The 13,660-nt window shown below is 61.4% G+C and carries 9 protein-coding genes and 2 pseudogenes; 7 read left to right on the forward strand and 4 right to left on the reverse strand.

Annotated features, from left to right (window positions below; genetic code table 11):
* Positions 1-94 precede the first annotated feature (94 nt).
* The 4 genes and pseudogenes from KY49_RS36195 to KY49_RS36200 all read left to right on the forward strand — a co-directional run.
* Positions 95-802 (forward strand): OmpA family protein, encoded by a 708-nt coding sequence (locus KY49_RS36195; RefSeq protein WP_197083604.1) that lies wholly within the window; start codon positions 95-97, stop codon positions 800-802.
* Positions 803-857: 55 nt separating this feature from the next.
* On the forward strand, positions 858-1,628 hold the full coding sequence (locus KY49_RS37665) for a hypothetical protein (RefSeq protein WP_156162602.1): 771 nt from the start codon (positions 858-860) through the stop codon (positions 1,626-1,628).
* Between the two features lie 266 nt (positions 1,629-1,894).
* Positions 1,895-2,593: a peptidylprolyl isomerase gene (locus tag KY49_RS24815; RefSeq protein WP_052495777.1), complete on the forward strand. Its 699-nt coding sequence runs from the start codon at positions 1,895-1,897 to the stop codon at positions 2,591-2,593.
* Positions 2,594-2,719: 126 nt separating this feature from the next.
* Positions 2,720-3,211, forward strand: a pseudogene (locus KY49_RS36200) (IS3 family transposase); the annotation flags it as partial.
* A gap of 187 nt (positions 3,212-3,398) precedes the next feature.
* Here the strand turns inward: KY49_RS36200 and KY49_RS39160 are convergent.
* The 4 genes and pseudogenes from KY49_RS39160 to KY49_RS24835 form a co-directional block, all read right to left on the reverse strand.
* Positions 3,399-4,013: pseudogene (locus KY49_RS39160) on the reverse strand (response regulator); the annotation flags it as partial.
* A gap of 169 nt (positions 4,014-4,182) precedes the next feature.
* Positions 4,183-6,099, reverse strand: coding sequence for a two-partner secretion domain-containing protein (locus KY49_RS24825; protein WP_080491894.1), 1,917 nt, complete (start codon positions 6,097-6,099; stop codon positions 4,183-4,185).
* A 105-nt stretch (positions 6,100-6,204) separates the two neighbouring features.
* A complete protein-coding gene (locus KY49_RS24830) occupies positions 6,205-7,875 on the reverse strand; it encodes a ShlB/FhaC/HecB family hemolysin secretion/activation protein (RefSeq protein ID WP_042587124.1) in 1,671 nt (556 codons plus the stop codon).
* A gap of 23 nt (positions 7,876-7,898) precedes the next feature.
* The gene (locus KY49_RS24835) at positions 7,899-8,384 is read right to left on the reverse strand and encodes a helix-turn-helix domain-containing protein (protein WP_042587125.1); all 486 of its coding nucleotides are present in this window, start codon (positions 8,382-8,384) and stop codon (positions 7,899-7,901) included.
* Between the two features lie 1,065 nt (positions 8,385-9,449).
* On the opposite strand from KY49_RS24835, the gene KY49_RS24840 reads away from it, so the two are divergent.
* The 3 genes from KY49_RS24840 (at position 9,450) to KY49_RS24850 (ending at position 13,589) form a co-directional block, all read left to right on the forward strand.
* Entirely contained in the window at positions 9,450-10,019 is a 570-nt protein-coding gene (locus KY49_RS24840; RefSeq protein WP_042587126.1) for a fimbrial protein, read from the forward strand.
* Positions 10,020-10,125: 106 nt separating this feature from the next.
* The gene (locus tag KY49_RS24845; RefSeq protein WP_042587127.1) at positions 10,126-10,875 is read left to right on the forward strand and encodes a fimbrial biogenesis chaperone; all 750 of its coding nucleotides are present in this window, start codon (positions 10,126-10,128) and stop codon (positions 10,873-10,875) included.
* 83 nt (positions 10,876-10,958) lie between these two features.
* Entirely contained in the window at positions 10,959-13,589 is a 2,631-nt protein-coding gene (locus tag KY49_RS24850) for a fimbria/pilus outer membrane usher protein (RefSeq protein WP_042587128.1), read from the forward strand.
* Positions 13,590-13,660: the final 71 nt, after the last annotated feature.

The raw sequence follows: 13,660 nt of genomic DNA on the forward strand, positions 1-13,660 counted from the left end.
ACTCGCCAGGCAGGCAATTGGATCGGTGTGTGGAATCGAATGAAGAACGGGAAATGACGAAAACATGACAATCGGAATGCCAGGAATTGCCCGGATGGTCAAGCTAATTTCGACCGCTGCTCTACCTGCGTTGATGGCCGGATGTACAGCGACCAGTGGCCTCACATACGACGCACGTGCGAAGGATCTGTCCGGCAAGGCCGGCTACGAGGTTGAATGTCGCGGGTTGTTTGAAACATTGCATTCCTGTATTGATACGGCAAAAAGAATATGCTTGGGAAAGCGAGTCAAACCGGTGGACAGTGTCACAGGCGCGCCGAGCGTGTTTGATGGCTTGGCCTCTGCTAGAACGATAACGTTCTTGTGCGAGGATGAAGCTGCAACCGAAAAGGTGCGTACTGCTTCGCTGATGCCGATCGCCACAATACCGCTGCGCACCGATATTCTCTTCGGTTTCGATCAATCGGATCTTGCAAGCATAACCCCGATTGGTCGAATCGAACTTCAGAAGGTGGCGGTCGATGTCAATAAGGCGGTCTCGGAGCGGCTGATCATTTCAGGTTATACGGATCGACTGGGCGACGACGCATATAACCTTAAGCTTTCCACGAGGCGAGCAGAATCGATCAAGCAATTTCTATTGGAAAGCGGTGTGCGGGTGCCAATCCTTGCAAGAGGTTATGGAAAGAGGGTTCCCGGTACACCGTGTTCGATGCATGAACGGGCGGCGCTAATTGATTGCCTGGCTCCGGATCGGGTGGTCGAGTTAACAATTATGGCGCGCCCCCGCAATGCGCCATGAATTTAGTGTGACAAGGATATTTTGACCCGAACGGACGTCAAAAAAGATGGCGGCGATGAATCGTGTGACCATAAGTGATCTGCAAAATACCGTTGAGCGGTTGCATTCGAACCTGATGTCTCTGGAAAACCGGGTGTCGACTCTTTCGCCTCGTAAAACCGGTTTGCAGGGGGTGCGAATCATGCGGCTCGTCGCCCTGATGTCCGGTCCAAAAACAATAGCGACGTCGAGTGGAATACGAGTCGACTCGATGGCGCCTTATTCGTATCGCGACGAAGCGAATGATACGAGTGGGCGTGACGTAAAACGGCGGCATGGATTGGCGCTGGCAATAATTGCGGGCGGTTGCCTCACGGTCGGAGGAGGAGCGCTATTTCGCGAGATGATAATTCCCGATCGTGTGTCCAAGAAAGTCGATGCGCTGGTGCCTCAAGCGATGAGTCGAGCGAAGCCACTTGTTCAGCCCGCAACGCAGGCCGTGCCTGCTGCACCCCTTGTCCGGCACCCGGTTTCGGTCGCGAAAAATCGCGGACGACCAGATGGACGGATCATAAAATCTGACGAAATACCCAATCAGCGCTTGCGTGATGCAACAAAAAATCGTGATGTTCTCCAGGGCGCTCCAACGTATTCGGATGACTTCGATGTCTTGTCGATAACGAGATCGAAACCGAAAGTCGATCCAGACATATCGTATGGCGATGCAGCGCCGCAACTTGAGCGCGTATTCTCCGATAGATTCGAGCCTGACCCATTAGAGACCGACTGGATGAAGCATCTTAGTCAGAGGCGCCTGACGGAAGTGCCGGACGAGTTCATTCGGTAGGGAGTAAGCGAGATTGCGAACCCGTTGAGTTCGATTTATTGGAATCCATGCCGGCGACCTTGAGCGCTGTGCATCCGATGGATGTGAACCACTATTTTTGAGAAATATTCTTCTTGATGTCTATGAAAAAAATAGCCATTCGGCGATTCTGCGTGCCGTTCACAATGGTTCCGTTATTTTTCGGTTGTAGCACCACTTCCAGTGTTTCGAGATTGCCGACTGACGTCGTTGCGCTGGTCAATGGCCATGCTATTTCGAAAGTACAGTTGGACAACGCCGTGCTGGTCACGGGAAAACCGGATACGCCGGCGTTACGGAAGATGATCAAGGGGCAATTGATCGAGCGCGAACTTGTTCGCCAGCAGGCAGAAGCCGAGCGCTACGACTTGCTCCCGGAAGTGCAAGAGGCAATGCGAACCGCAAAAATCGATTCCGAAATCGAACATTACCTTCGCGATCACGTCCACGCTGCCCCAGTCGGGGAGGCGGAACTCCGAGCACGTTACGATGCCCGTATCGCGGAATTGGGACCCAAAGAATACAAGACGCGTATTCTGATCGTCGGTGATGACACAACTGCAGCGACGGTGAGGGAAGCGCTTCGAGCTGGCGTCGATTTTCAGGAACTGGCACGTCGCTACAGTCTCGCTCCCAACAAGAACCAGGGTGGGGAGCTACCATGGTTGAACTTCAAGAGCGATCCCGTTGACGGGCAGACACATGGTCTTTCTCTTCCGGTGGCTCGCGCGATCATCCGACTTTCGCCGGGAGAGATGACCTACCAGCCGATCGCTGTCGGTGAGGCGAGGGTTTTTGTGAAGCTCGACAATGTCCGGCCGGCAACCGCGGCACCTTATCAAACCATGAAGCCATTGCTGCAGCGAGAATTGGAGCGCAAGGTCCGAGAGCAAGCCACCGCGCAATTGCTGAGGAAGTTGGCCGACCGCGCCGACATCGTTGAGTGATTGACGACGACCAAACGCCGCGACCATGCGAGAGATGACCTGATTTCCTGACTCGTTGATGGAGCACGGGCATGGCCGGCCGACTCGTACTCTTTCAGGTAGACCTCTTCATGTTTGATGGCGGGAGGGGCGGACCATCCTATTGATTGCGCGCTCACCATTGCTGCCGGGGGACGACCGTTGAAGACGGTCTGTAAAGTCCTGGGTGTGTCGCGCTCGAATCTCACGGTCAAATTGAAGCGCACCGCTGAATGGGTCGATCGGCGCAAGACGCCCGTTCTGGATGACATGCCGCTCGTCACCGAACTGCAAGAACTGATTGCCGACCTGCCCACATACGGCTATCAGCGAGCATGGGCGCTGCTGAGGCGAAGCCGGGACGCGCTGGGCCGACCTCGCGTCAATGCAAAACGGGGGTATCGCGTCATGCGTCGCCACGGCCTGCTGCTCGAACGGCGACCTCGTCATGCCTCCTCGACGCGTCGGCACGATGGCAAGGTCGCGGTGGACAGAAGCAACGTGCGCTGGTGCTCAGACGGTTTCGAATTCCGCTGCGACGACGGCACCCCGTTGCGCGTCGTCTTCGCACTGGACTGCTGTGACCGGGAAGCCATGAGTTGTTCAGTTGCCCGGCGATCTCGTTGATCGACAGGCCGGACGGGTAAAGCCGGATGACCTCGATCTCGCGCGGCGTCAGCTTCCACTCGCGCCGGCTTTCGCCGTCGCTGACCTCGTCAAGCCCGCTCTTGATCGTCGGAGACAGATAATTGCCGCCGCCGTAGCTCGCATGCATCGCGGTGACGATATGGCCGATGTCGTCGAACTTGCTGACGACGCCCGACACGTCCAGCGCGAGAATCGAGCGAATGATCACCGGGTTTTCATGCGTCGTGAGCACGACGAGGCCGATCTTCGGGAACGTGCGCCGCAGGTAGCCGAGCAGCGCCAGCCCTTCCATATGCCCATTTCCGCGTATCGAGTAATCGATCAGCACGACGTCGCAGTTCCGGCGGGAAAGCGAAGCGATCAGATCGCCGGGGCTCTTCGACACGCCGACCAGATCGATTGCGCTGGTGCTGCCCGCAATAAATTCCATCCCTTCCATTGCCAACGGTCTGTCATTGGCGAAGACGGTTTGAACACAGAAGCTCCTCATATGCGTTTCCCCGCTACTCTGCGATGTCGGCCTCTGTCGTCGGCCCCGTATCCGGATTCCCGGCTTCAGGACGGATATTTGACAAACTTTGTCTTTGTTTTTCGTACGAATTCGCGCGGATAAATGTTCACTTCGAACTCGAACGATGTTTTGCCATCGATACCGGGTGAATGTTGGAATCGGCGCACTCGCTCGAAGCCGATCCGGGCGGCATGTGCTTCGCGAGCGAGCTGATCTTCGGGGGCGTAATTTTTCCGACTGCATGGCTGAACACCCGACGCCCGTCGAGTTGCCGGCGCGACCGCATGTCGAGGGCAGCAGATGGTGCTGCTGCCGATGACAGTCGGGTAGCGGCGCGCCGCGTGGCCCGGGCGGCCGCAAGTCGCGCGATCCGCCCGGGCGGCGTGCCGTTCAGCCGGCTACCGGCGCCGCCTTACGCCCACTGGAAGAACGACGCGAGCCAGAACCTTATCCGGTGGACGATCCACGAGACCGGGCTCGGCGGTGCGACGGGCCGCACGACCGGGGCCGCAGGCGCAGGCGTAGTGTTGGCGACCTGCGTCGGGGGCACCGGTTGAGCCGGCTGTTCGACGGCGGGCGGCGCGACCGGTGCCGTGGGCCTGGCGTCGGCGACTTGCGTCGAGGAATCAGGCTGTGCCGGCTTGTCGACAACCGGCGGCACGGCCGCGGATTCGGCCGGATTTGCTTCGATCGGCGGCGCCACCGGCTCCGCGGCCGTGAGCGTATCGATGCGCGCGTACTGCTCGATGCGGCCGCTGTTGGATTGCCCGCCGACCGTCAGCAGCGAGCCTGCGGCGCTGAGGCGTCCGGACGCGGCATTGTCGAGACCACCGACGATCGTGACCGATCCTTCGCTGCGCAGCTTGCCGGCGTTGAACACGCCGCCGGTAACGTTGAGCGCGCCGGACCTGAAGGTCCCGCGATTGGTCAGGCCGCCGTTGACGCTCGCCGCGCCGGCAATCGTCGCACTGCCGCTCTGCGCGACCTCGAGCCCGCCGGTGAACTGCGCGCGGTCGGCCCGGACCGCGCCGCGATTATCGAATCGGCCTGTGGCTTGGAGCATGCCGTCGGCGCTCAGCTGGCCGAGTGTGCCGACCTGGGCGCCGCCCGTGATCGAGATCGATTGTCCGTGGATGCGCCCGTCGTTGCGCGACAAGCCGCCGGTGATCGACAGGGCCTGCCGCGCGTCAAGCGATGCGCCCGCGCCGACCGACACGCCGCCCGTCGCCGCGATCGTATCGGCGCTCATCCTGCCCTGGTTGGCCAGCCCGCCGGTGACGGCCAGGCCGCCGTTTTGCGCGACGCCGGTGCTGCTCCAACCGACGTTCGCGCCAGATTGCCCTGAAACGATGCTCGACCCGTTGCCGGCGCCGCCGACGTCGCCGTTGTTGACGAGGCCGTACGGGCTCCGCGCGACATTGACGCCATCGCGTTGCGTCTGCGTGACGATCCTGCCATTTGCGTCGACGCGCGGATCGCCCGCCACGACGTCGACTTTGCCATCGACGTTGACGCCGACGCCCTTCGCCCCGCCGACGAGCGTGATCGCGTTCGCGTGCATGCTGCCGAGCCGCGCAACGTCGATCGCAATGTCCGGCGTGTCGGCGCCGGACGGATTCCGGCGATACGCAACGGTGTCACCGTCGATCTTCACCTTGCCGTCCAGCGCGACGCCGACGAGCTGCTTCGCCCGCAGTTCGGCGTTGACGCGCAGCGAGCGCGCGACGAGATCGACGTCGGTGTTGCCTGCGTCGAGCCCCTTGCCGTCGACCGTGATGCGGCCGCGCGTTTCGAAGCTCGCGATGCCGCCGTCCTGGTCGAACACCGGCTTGCCGGCCACCAGCGTCGCGCGCGTCGCGTTGATGAAGCCGGCGCCGTCGGCCACGATGCCGTTCGGGTTTGCGACGATGAGCCGGGCCGCCTGCCCGGCGATTTCCGTGGTGCCGTTGAGTTGCGACGCGCGGCCGCCCGTCACCTCGTTGAGGATGACACGCGCGGGCGCGCCGCCGAGCTGCGCGTTGCCGGCGATCGTGCCCGCGAGCTGCGTATGGACCGACGTGACGCTGTTGTTGAGGATCAGGCCGTCAGCACCGACGTTGTAGTCGGTGAAGCGGTTGTGCGACAACCCCGCGGCGTTCGGTGCGGTGATATCGACGACCGGCGTCCCGCCGACCGTCGTGATGCCCGGCTGGGCGGCCGCTCCGGCATCGGGCCGCAGCACGGCCTGTGCGTGCGCGGCCAGCGCGGGCATCATCAGCGCAAGCGCGCCGGCCAGTGCCGACGGGCGCGGCAATGCGCGCCGACGGGCGAATCGATGAGTGTGTTTCATGGTCAATCTCCATAGCGTGTGTGATGTGGCCCGACGATGTGCCGGGCATGGGACGAGGTGGGCTACATGGGCGCCTCCGTGAAGAAGACGTCGTTCGCGACGGCGTCAGAATCGGCTGGTGAGTTGCAGGTCCAGCGTCGGCGACGCGGAATGCATTTGTGCCGGTTTGCGCAGCGGCACGCCAAGCGCGACGTCGAACCCGAAGCCGCGATAGCCGCCGCGCACGCCGAGCGCGGCGCCGGCGAGCACGCAGCGTCCGTGGTACGCATCGCACGACACACCGCCCGCGTCGAGCGCCGCATAGACTTCCTGGCCCGCGAGCGCGGTCGCCCATTCGTTGCGCAGCAGCCATCCGTTCTTGCCGCTCGGCGCCTTGTCGCCGTCGAATCCGCGCACCGTGTAGCGGCCGCCGATCTGCATGAATTCCGTCGATGGCGCGGCATCCGGCGTGTGCTGCAGCAGCAGCGTGCCGCGATAGCCGTAGCGCCGTGTACCGAGCGAGAAGAGCGTATCGAGCCTGGCGCTGAACGTGACGATCCGGTAGCGCCCGTTCCAGCGCGTGCGGTTCTTCACATAGCCGGGAAACCGGCTCAGGCCCGGCAGGCTGCCGCGCATGCCGATCGCGGCGTCGAGCGTCGCACGCGCGAACTTCTCGCGATGCGCGGCGGAAAGGTCGTAGGTCATCAGGTCGTGCTTCTGGACCATGAGCTCCGCGTCGTCGAGCCACGCGCGATCTTCCCGGCGCGCAAGCCTGAAGCGCAGCGTCGACTTGCCGTGGCTCGACCGGTACGGCACGTAGCCGACGGCCGCCTCGATGCGCCGGGCCCGATTCGCGTAGACGAGGCCCCCGTAGTCGGCGAGCGTCTGGCGGCTGGTCCATTCGCTCGCACCGACTGAAAACGACGCATAACCGATCGGCACGTTCCACGCGATGCTTTTCGACTGCGCGCCGCGCGCCTTGTCGTGGAACGCGGCGTCGGTGTTGTAGGTGACGAGCAGTTGGTCGTACAGATGCAGCGGCGAGTCGAGCGAGACGATCACGCCAAGCTGGTTGCGGCCGGTCGCATCGAGTCCCGCGTTGTCGGCGGTCGCGACGACGCGCAGGCGCCGCGCATTGTCCGGATGCCGGACGACGATGTCCGTGTCGCCGAGCGCCTCGCCCGGCACCAGGTCGAACGCCGTGGCGCCCTGGCCCGGCAGACGGCGTACGTTCTCGAGCGCCTGGTCGAGGTCGCGCACGTTCAGGCGCGCATGCGGGCCGTGCGGAAAGAGCAGCGGCGTCCAGCCGATGCGGCCGGCAGCGTCGCGAATCAGGCCGATGCGGCCCGACAGAATCTCGACGACGAGATGGCCGCCCGACAGATCCTGGGCCGGCAGGCTGGCGAGCGACGTGACGTAGCCGTGCGCGGCGAGCCGCCGGTTGGCCCATTCGCGCAGCAGGCGCAGGCCTTGCGCGCCGATGCACTGGCCTTCGAGGCCGGCGCCTGACGTCAGCCACGGAAACGCATCCGCGCCGCGCCACTCGACGGAGCGGATCATGAAGCACGGCTGTTCGTCGGGAAGTTGCAGGCGGTCCGATGCGCGGTTCGTTCGAGCCGACAAGACGTCGGGCGGCGCGAGGTACTGCTGACGGAGCCGATCGAGTTGCTGTTCCTGGTTCCGTGTCGCGTCGGAAGGCGGTGCGGCCGGATGGATGGTCTGAGCGTGCGCGGCAAGGCCATGCCACAGCAGATTCACGGCGCACAGGGCGCGCGCCGCGCGGGTCGAGAAGGTCATGGCGGATGCGTCTACGTGTCGCTTCAATGGGATGGATGCGTGTCGATCGTTCGGCCGAATCCGTTCAGGCATGACGGGTAGACCGACCATCGGTTGCGCTTGAACGAGAAGCCTTTGCGCTTGAGCGCGGCGCTCAACGTTTCGAGTCGGCACGGCAGCGGTTCATTGAACGTGGCTTCAAGCCGTTGGGCGATTTGCCCCAGCGTCAAGGGTTCGGCCTGCGCAAACTGAGCGGCGGCGTCGACCATCTCATCCGCCAGTGCGCGAGTCCGACCGCCTTTGTGACCGACCAGCAATCCGACTACACCCTGTTCTCGCCAAGCACGAGCCCAGTTGTAGATCGACTGGTCGCTCACGCCGAGCTTCGCAGCCACTTCGGCCGGCCGGACTTTACTCGCGAGCATTAGCAGCCCTGCCGCGCGCGTGCGAAAGTCCCGAAGCCGGTGGTTAATCGACAGTTGTTGCAACGTCAGGTCCTCGGCCTCGTTCAGCATAACGACACACTTCATCCAGCACTCCGGCAGTTGCGCTCCGCCGAAGTTAATAAAATCAAAACGCGTTTACTGGATCCACTTATCAGAACGATATCTCGATAGTTTAATTCTCGCATCAATTCACCTCTGATTCATGAGTAACCACTGGAAATAAATATCTGCCTCACGTGGCACTCGAGTACGGCAAGAGCGAGTGTACGCACCGAACGAAATATTTCAATCAGACGCGTCACATTATTTTTTTTGAGATTTGACGCGACGACGAATGGGCGGAACAATTCTGCCACTGCCGACATCGGAGCGAATCGTTTGGCCGATCGTCATCAGTGACCCTTTGCATGCGTCGTTGCAATGAAAGCGCGATGTAACGGCGGCCTGCCAGCGGCAGGACCCTCCCGCCTCTGTTGCAGGTGCTTTCACAGGGACCTGCGGTTCGAACAGTCGACCTTGCCGCTACGTCTCAATGGGCATGCTGAACGTTCGCAAACAGGCAGATCCTGCTTGCGCTCAGAATCATCATCCCGCGGAAATGCATTGGAAATCGTCTCTTCGGGCTTGCTTTATGTTGGGTATCGCTGATTGTTAAATCAAGTCAAATATGAGACTAGTCTTAATCTTGGTCTCCGATTTTGCGTCCGAATCCTATTCCGGGGAGCGAGGATCGAACCTTAAAATGTACCTTGGCTTCTGCTGATTCGGTTCGCTTTTATGAGCGAAGTTTCGGCAGTCGGAGAGTTCAATTAAATTTATCGCATCGCCATCGCAATATATGTCGCTCGTCGCGACGTGGACGATCCGTTTCCGGCTATAGAGTTTCTCATCGCATCGAGCCGAAGTTTGGGGGGGCTTCCATTCGCATATCGAGAAGCATGAATCCCAATATGTGTTTTTGAGTTTCTCGTCGCTGAATTCGCCGGGCGTTTGGATCATCGTGCTTCGCGTGGCCGGCGTCGTGTGAAATATTTTGCGGCGGATGATTTGTTTGGAACTTGCGAGGAGGGCGTATAGCTAAACGATATTTTTGTCCGAGTGATGTTTCGAATGTTCAAGTTTAAATCCAACTACTGCAAAAATTTGCTTATGAATAAAAATGCAATTCTGTTGCCGGCCGCCGTGCTGGTCATGACAATGGCCACTACGGCACACGCGTCCGACGGCACGATCAACTTTACCGGTAGCGTGGTCGCGTCGACCTGCAAGATCAACGGCGGTACGAACGACCTGACCGTCGCGCTGCCGAAGGCTGCGACCAATCAGCTCGCAAGCGCGGGCCAGACGGCTGGCCGAACGCCCTTCACCTTGTCGCTGAGCGGCTGTACTTCGCCCGTCGACGCGGAAGGCAAGCCCGTGCAGGGTGTCCCTGCGAACGTATCCGTGGTCTTCGAGCCGGGCCCCAACGTGAATCTGGCAACCGGCCGCCTGAAGCCGGCCGGCGCGAATTCTGCAGCGAATGTCGAAGTGAGTATTCAAAACGACGGGTACAAGGACATCATGATCGGCGCCCAGAGCGCGGACCAGGGTTCGCAGACCGTGGCGATCGACAAGAGCGGGAATGCAACGCTGCAGTACGCGGCGCAGTATTACGCGACCGGCCAGTCCACTGCCGGCTCGGTGAACACGTCCGTCACCTATTCCGTCATCTACCCGTAGGCACATGGCCCATTCGGTGCAAACCGGCTGCCTCCGGGCGGCCGGCCTTCGGTGAGACGGTACGCGGCATGGGCGAGTACCCGAACGGATCATCAACGAGATAGTCATGAATAAGATTAGATATCCATATGAAATTTTGATGCTCCTGGTACTGATGCTGTCTTGCTCAGGTGTGCATGCAAGCGTGTTGGTGTCGGGCACGCGGGTTGTGTTCCCGGGAAGCGACCAGGAGGTCACGGTGCGGCTCACGAACGACGGAACGCTGCCGTCGCTCGTCCAGACATGGCTCGACAACGGAAACCAGACCGAAGCGCCGGACCGGATCGACGTGCCGTTCGTGATCACGCCGAGCGTCTTTCGCCTCGAGCCGGGAAAGGGCCAAACACTGCGGATTCTTTATACGGGCGAGTCGTTGCCGACCGACCGGGAGTCGCTGTTCTGGCTCAACGTGCTGGACGTGCCGCCGAAGCCTGGCGCCGAAGATGACAGGAACCGGATTCAGTTGGCGATCCGCACGCGTATCAAATTGATGTATCGCCCGGCGAATCTTCCCGGGAGTACGGAGGACGCGCCAGGCAGGGTCACGTGGAAGATCGGTAGCAATAAGGCACATGCGCCGGTCCTCAGGGCAACGAATCCGACGCCGTATGTCGTGAATCTGGCCGGCATCGCATGGGTGGTGAATGGCAATACGTTCGATGCGGGAATGGGCTACGTGCTTCCCGGCAAGTCGGCGGAGTTCGAAATCAAGGGCATGAAGGACGTGAACGGCGGAGCAGGCACTGTCGAATTCATCAGTGTCGACGACTGGGGTGCGAATCGCTCGGGCCGAGCGACGGCGGAGGTGTCGCGATAGCGATGGCGGCTGTTCCACGCGTTTCCCCATAAATCGAATCGTTCATCCGTATGGCATGACGAACAAAAACGTTGAGAGGGAAAATGGTGGAACGAAGTCGGGAAGTCATTCGAACGGAAGGCGGGCCGCGATTGAAGCCGATATGCGGCGTAGTCCTGACGGTCGTGGCAGGCTGGCAGCCGTTTGCGCTTGGCAAGCAGGTTGAATCGAGCGGCATGCAGGTTGCGCAGACAGAATTTGCGCAAGTCGAGTTCGATGGAAGTTTTCTGAACGGTGGCGGCGGCGCGATCGACGTGTCGCGGTTCGAGCGCGGCAACGTCGTTCGCGCTGGCCAGTATCGTCCCGACGTCTATGTCGACGGCAGCTGGATCGGGCGCATGGAAGTGCCGTTCAAGCCAGCGCCGAATACCGTCGACGCGCAACCGTGCTTCGATGAGGATGCGCTCGAAAAACTGGGCGTCGACGTTGCGCGCCTGCCCGCAGACATCCGTGCCGCACTTGCGGAAGAACACGCATGCATGCGGATCGGTCAGGCGATTTCGGATGCGTTCGCGACGTTCGACTTCAACGAGATGCGGCTGGATCTCAGCATTCCGCAGGCTTCGATGATGCGGCGCGTGCGCGGTTACGTCAGCCCCGACCAATGGAGCGAAGGCGTGCCGGTCGGGATGCTCGGGTATAACCTGAACATGTACCAGTCGCACGCGAGCGGCGGCATGAATGCGACGCAAGGCTATCTTGGTCTCGACGCCGGCGTCAACGTGATGGGCTGGCACTTGCGCCACCAGGGCTCGTTCAACTGGGACAATCGCGGTCAGCGTCGCTACCAGGACATCGCGACGTACCTGCAGCGGAATCTGCCGACGTGGTCGTCGCAGCTCGTGATCGGCGATTCGTATACGTCGGGCGATCTGTTCGACTCGACGTCGTTCCGCGGTGTGCGGCTCTATAGCGACGACCGGATGCTGCCCGATTCGCTGCGCGGCTACGCACCCGTCGTGCGCGGCGTCGCGAACACCAACGCACGCGTGACGATCACGCAGAACGGCATGAAGCTCTACGAGACGACCGTCGCGCCGGGCGCGTTCGTGATCGACGATCTGTTTCCGACAGGCTACGGCGGCGATCTCTTGGTGTCGGTGACCGAGGCGGACGGATCGGTGCATTCATTCTCCGTACCCTACGCGTCGGTTCCGTTGTCGCTGCGCCCGGGACAGAGCCGCTACAGCTTTACCGCGGGCGTGGTCCGCAACCTGAGCAATTCGACGAATCCGCCGTTTGCGCAGGTGACGTGGCAACGCGGCGTCACGAACCTTTTGACCGGCTATGGTGGCGTATCGATTGCGCAAGGGTACGTGGCGGCGATGCTCGGCGGCGTGCTGAATACCTCGTGGGGTGCATTCGGTGCGGATGTCACCCAGGCGAATACGTCGATTCCCGGCGAAAGGCACTACTCCGGTTCGAGCTTCCGGCTCAGTTACGCAAAGAATGTCGCGTCCACTGGCACGAACATCGCGATCGCGGCATATCGCTACTCGACGAACGGTTACTTCGGCATGAACGATGCGATGAACGCGCGCGACCACGCGAAGGCGGGCTTGAAGTCCGCAGGCGTCTGGCGGCAGCGTAATCGCGCATCCGTGACGATGAGTCAGCCGCTCGGCGCTCGACGTGGCAGCGTGAACATGACGGCATCCGCGGCGACATACTGGAATCGGAGCGGCTCCGACGTCAATTACACGGTTGGTTACAACAATGCATTCCAAAACATTGCGTACAGCATATCGGCGACGCGGCAGCGCGACGCCTTTGGCGCGTCGAGTACGCTCTATTACGTCAGTCTGTCGATTCCGCTCGGCCGCAGCAGGCCGGCAACGATATCGACCAGCGTCAGTCGAGACACGACGGGTGCGACGCGCGCGCAAACGTCCCTGTCCGGTTCGCTGGGGACGGACAACAACATTTCGTACGGGCTGAACGTCAATCACAGTGCAGCGCAGCGCGATTCGCAGACGAACGGTGGCGCGAACATCTTGTACCGTGGCTCGCGCGCCGAGCTTTCCGGCAGCGTGGGCGTGAGCGCGGATTACCAGCAACTGTCGATCAGCGCACGCGGCGCCATCGTCGGCCATTCCGGCGGGGTCACGCTGTCACAACCGTTGTCGGAAACGTTCGCGATCGTCAAGGCGCCGCATGCGGAAGGCGCGCGCGTCACGAATGCGTCCGGAGTGAGGGTCGATGGGCGCGGCTATGCAATCGTGCCGTTCGTGACGCCGTTCCAGATGAACGAGATCGGGCTCGATCCGAAGGGTCTCTCGACGGACGTCGAACTCAAAGAGACGAGTCTTCGGGTTGCGCCGCTCGCCGGCGCGGTGCCGATGCTCGAATTCAACACCGTCTATGGCCGATCGGCGTTGATTCGCGCAACGCAGCCGGATGGTTCGCCGGTGCCGTTCGGGGCAATCGTGACGGACGAGCACGGCAAGGATGTCGGCGCTGTCGGCCAGGGCGGCAAGATATTTGCAAGAGGATTGGCGGATCGTGGGCAATTGGCGGTGCAGTGGGACGCTGGCAGTCGCAAAGCGGTTTGCCAGCTCACTTATTCGCTTCCGGTGCGCGAGCACGCACGTGCATACCGGTTGCCGCAGCGGATTGATTTGCCTTGTGCGTCGAAAGATGCGGATCTGGCAGTGACAGCGGAAATCCGTCGATAGTGGCGGGATTGGCCTCGAACCGTCCGGCAGGCCCAATTGGATGGCGTGGAAAAAACACGCGCGGTTTGTCG

Source organism: Burkholderia sp. MSHR3999 (assembly GCF_000833595.1).
Classification (GTDB): domain Bacteria; phylum Pseudomonadota; class Gammaproteobacteria; order Burkholderiales; family Burkholderiaceae; genus Burkholderia; species Burkholderia ubonensis.

Excerpts from the sequence above, each read along its gene's own strand:
- KY49_RS36195 (WP_197083604.1), top strand. The coding sequence starts at position 95 with ATGGTCAAGCTAATTTCGACCGCTGCTCTACCTGCGTTGATGGCCGGA.
- KY49_RS37665 (WP_156162602.1), top strand. The coding sequence starts at position 858 with ATGAATCGTGTGACCATAAGTGATCTGCAAAATACCGTTGAGCGGTTG.
- KY49_RS24825 (WP_080491894.1), bottom strand. The coding sequence starts at position 6,099 with ATGAAACACACTCATCGATTCGCCCGTCGGCGCGCATTGCCGCGCCCG.
- KY49_RS24830 (WP_042587124.1), bottom strand. The coding sequence starts at position 7,875 with ATGACCTTCTCGACCCGCGCGGCGCGCGCCCTGTGCGCCGTGAATCTG.
- KY49_RS24835 (WP_042587125.1), bottom strand. The coding sequence starts at position 8,384 with ATGAAGTGTGTCGTTATGCTGAACGAGGCCGAGGACCTGACGTTGCAA.
- KY49_RS24840 (WP_042587126.1), top strand. The coding sequence starts at position 9,450 with ATGAATAAAAATGCAATTCTGTTGCCGGCCGCCGTGCTGGTCATGACA.
- KY49_RS24845 (WP_042587127.1), top strand. The coding sequence starts at position 10,126 with ATGAATAAGATTAGATATCCATATGAAATTTTGATGCTCCTGGTACTG.
- KY49_RS24850 (WP_042587128.1), top strand. The coding sequence starts at position 10,959 with ATGGTGGAACGAAGTCGGGAAGTCATTCGAACGGAAGGCGGGCCGCGA.